The following is a 2,358-nucleotide window of genomic DNA, read 5'->3' as shown; positions in this document are numbered from 1 at the left end:
GCGACGTATTTTTCTCCATCAATCACGATTAACGATAAAGAGACACAAGCGCATCAGCCGGAGAGTATTCATCGTCGCTTAGTGGATGCGATGAACTTAGCTCTGGCCGCTTGGGGTGGGGATAAAATCGGGCTAGCAGAAAAAAAGTGGCTTATGGCGTGTTTACCAGGATAAAGGTAGCTTTCAAACAAGAACCTTGGATAAGTACCTGCACGTAGAAACCGTCCCAAAAACACCACGTTGGCGAAATGTAGTGCGCACGCTCGACTTTGTTCTCAAGCATACGAGTGAGCAATCACCACACTATCAGGCATTAAAACAGGCACAATTAGATATCCAGCACTGGGTCAGCCAAGACAAAGGCCAGCGTTAAGATTGTCATCGCACAGGCACCGCCTTATAGTGTTTGAAACTCTTTATCATTAGGTTTCGATGACGCTTTCTCTTCCTCAACTGCGGGTGTTTTTAACCATCGTGCAAGAGGGCACCATCACCGCCGCCGCCAAGAAACTGTTTCTCAGTAAACCAGCAGTCAGTATGGCACTCGCCGAGTTAGAAAGTCAGCTCGGTTACCCCTTGTTTGATCGACGCGGCAATCGGCTTCACCTCAATGACCAAGGGATAGCGCTTATCCCTAAAGCAGATGAACTACTCACCCGTAGCGACGAAATCAGTGCCACACTAAAAGACGATAGCCAACTGATTGGTTGGTTGCGACTAGGTGGAAGCGATACGGTGGGTAACCAGCTTTTACCTACACTGATTAGTGATTTTCGCCATGCGACGTGTCATCAACAACAAACATTGGTGATTGCCAACAGCCAAGAAATCATCACTCGCCTTCAACACTTCGAGCTGGATATTGGGTTGATAGAGGGTGAAATACTGCATCCCGATTTACTGCAAACGCCATGGTTAAGCGATCAGATGGCGGTGGTTTGTCACCCTAATCACCCGCTTGTGAGTCACGCACCGTTAAGTGTGGGCGATCTCGACAATCAAACTTGGCTGATCCGCGAATCTGGCTCGGGCACCCGTGAGCACTTTCTCTCAAGCCTTGCTCCTCGCTTCGAGCGCTGGCACCTTTCTTTCGAGCTCAATACCACAGAAGCGATTTTAAATGCTGCAAGTGCCGGGTTAGGCTTGGCGTACCTGTCTAAGCTCTCCGCTCAACACGCCATTGCCGATGGTCGAGTGGTTGCCCTCGAACTCCCTTTGCTATTATCCCGGCGCTATTGGCTTGTGCGCCACAAAGATAAATACCAGTCAGGCCTACTCACCCGCTTCTGGGATTTCTGCTTACACTGGCAACCTCAACCCCATTCTTCTACTTAACCAGCAATCACCACGCGACAGATACAAAAAAGCCCCGACCGTGAGGTCAGGGCTTGGTGTTTCTGCTAATTAAAGTCTTACATGTAGCTGCTTTAATTAGGTTATCTTGTTTGATGCGATGAGGATTTTGAAGCGAGACGCACAGTGTATGCCAATACATGAGCATCAAAGATATCAAAAGCATCGAGTAATTAGCAAGATAAGCGTTTTTGCCTTCAGATTTTTCCAAAAATCTGAAAACAAGAAAGCAAGCCTGGCGATGTCCTACTCTCACATGGGGAGACCCCACACTACCATCGGCGCTGCTTCGTTTCACTACTGAGTTCGGCATGGAGTCAGGTGGGTCCAAAGCGCTATGGTCGCCAAGCAAAATTTTGTAATCTAGAAAGCTGTTCGTTCTCGCCACAATCAACTGGCTTTATTTTAAGTCCAACCAAAACCTCTTGGGTGTTGTATGGTTAAGCCTCACGGGCAATTAGTACAGGTTAGCTCAACGCCTCACAGCGCTTACACACCCTGCCTATCAACGTTCTAGTCTAGAACAACCCTTTAGAGAGCTCGAAGCTCTAGGGATGACTCATCTCGGGGCCAGCTTCGCGCTTAGATGCTTTCAGCGCTTATCTGTGCCGAACTTAGCTACCGGGCAATGCGTCTGGCGACACAACCCGAACACCAGCGGTTCGTCCACTCCGGTCCTCTCGTACTAGGAGCAGCTCCCCTCAATCATCCAACGCCCACGGCAGATAGGGACCGAACTGTCTCACGACGTTCTAAACCCAGCTCGCGTACCACTTTAAATGGCGAACAGCCATACCCTTGGGACCGACTTCAGCCCCAGGATGTGATGAGCCGACATCGAGGTGCCAAACACCGCCGTCGATATGAACTCTTGGGCGGTATCAGCCTGTTATCCCCGGAGTACCTTTTATCCGTTGAGCGATGGCCCTTCCATTCAGAACCACCGGATCACTATGACCTACTTTCGTACCTGCTCGAGCCGTCACTCTCGCAGTTAAGCGGGCT

2 protein-coding genes and 2 rRNA genes are annotated in these 2,358 nt (G+C 49.8%); 2 read left to right on the top strand and 2 right to left on the bottom strand.

Going from position 1 to position 2,358, the window contains the following annotated elements:
* Window positions 1-196: 196 nt before the first annotated feature.
* Window positions 197-373, top strand: a complete 177-nt coding sequence (locus WN56_RS16880) for a hypothetical protein (RefSeq protein ID WP_156146668.1) — start codon at window positions 197-199, stop codon at window positions 371-373.
* 59 nt (window positions 374-432) lie between these two features.
* Window positions 433-1,335, top strand: a complete 903-nt coding sequence (locus tag WN56_RS08440) for a LysR substrate-binding domain-containing protein (protein WP_046074620.1) — start codon at window positions 433-435, stop codon at window positions 1,333-1,335.
* Between the two features lie 251 nt (window positions 1,336-1,586).
* Here WN56_RS08440 and rrf read toward each other — a convergent pair.
* Both rrf and WN56_RS08430 read right to left on the bottom strand, forming a co-directional pair.
* A 5S ribosomal RNA gene (gene rrf, locus WN56_RS08435) occupies window positions 1,587-1,702 on the bottom strand.
* An 87-nt stretch (window positions 1,703-1,789) separates the two neighbouring features.
* A 23S ribosomal RNA gene (locus WN56_RS08430) occupies window positions 1,790-2,358 on the bottom strand; the annotation flags it as partial.

Source organism: Salinivibrio sp. KP-1 (assembly GCF_000968645.1).
Lineage (GTDB): Bacteria > Pseudomonadota > Gammaproteobacteria > Enterobacterales > Vibrionaceae > Salinivibrio > Salinivibrio siamensis.
The sequence above is the reverse complement of the archived record's forward strand: the minus strand, read 5'-3'. Positions and strand labels throughout refer to the sequence as shown.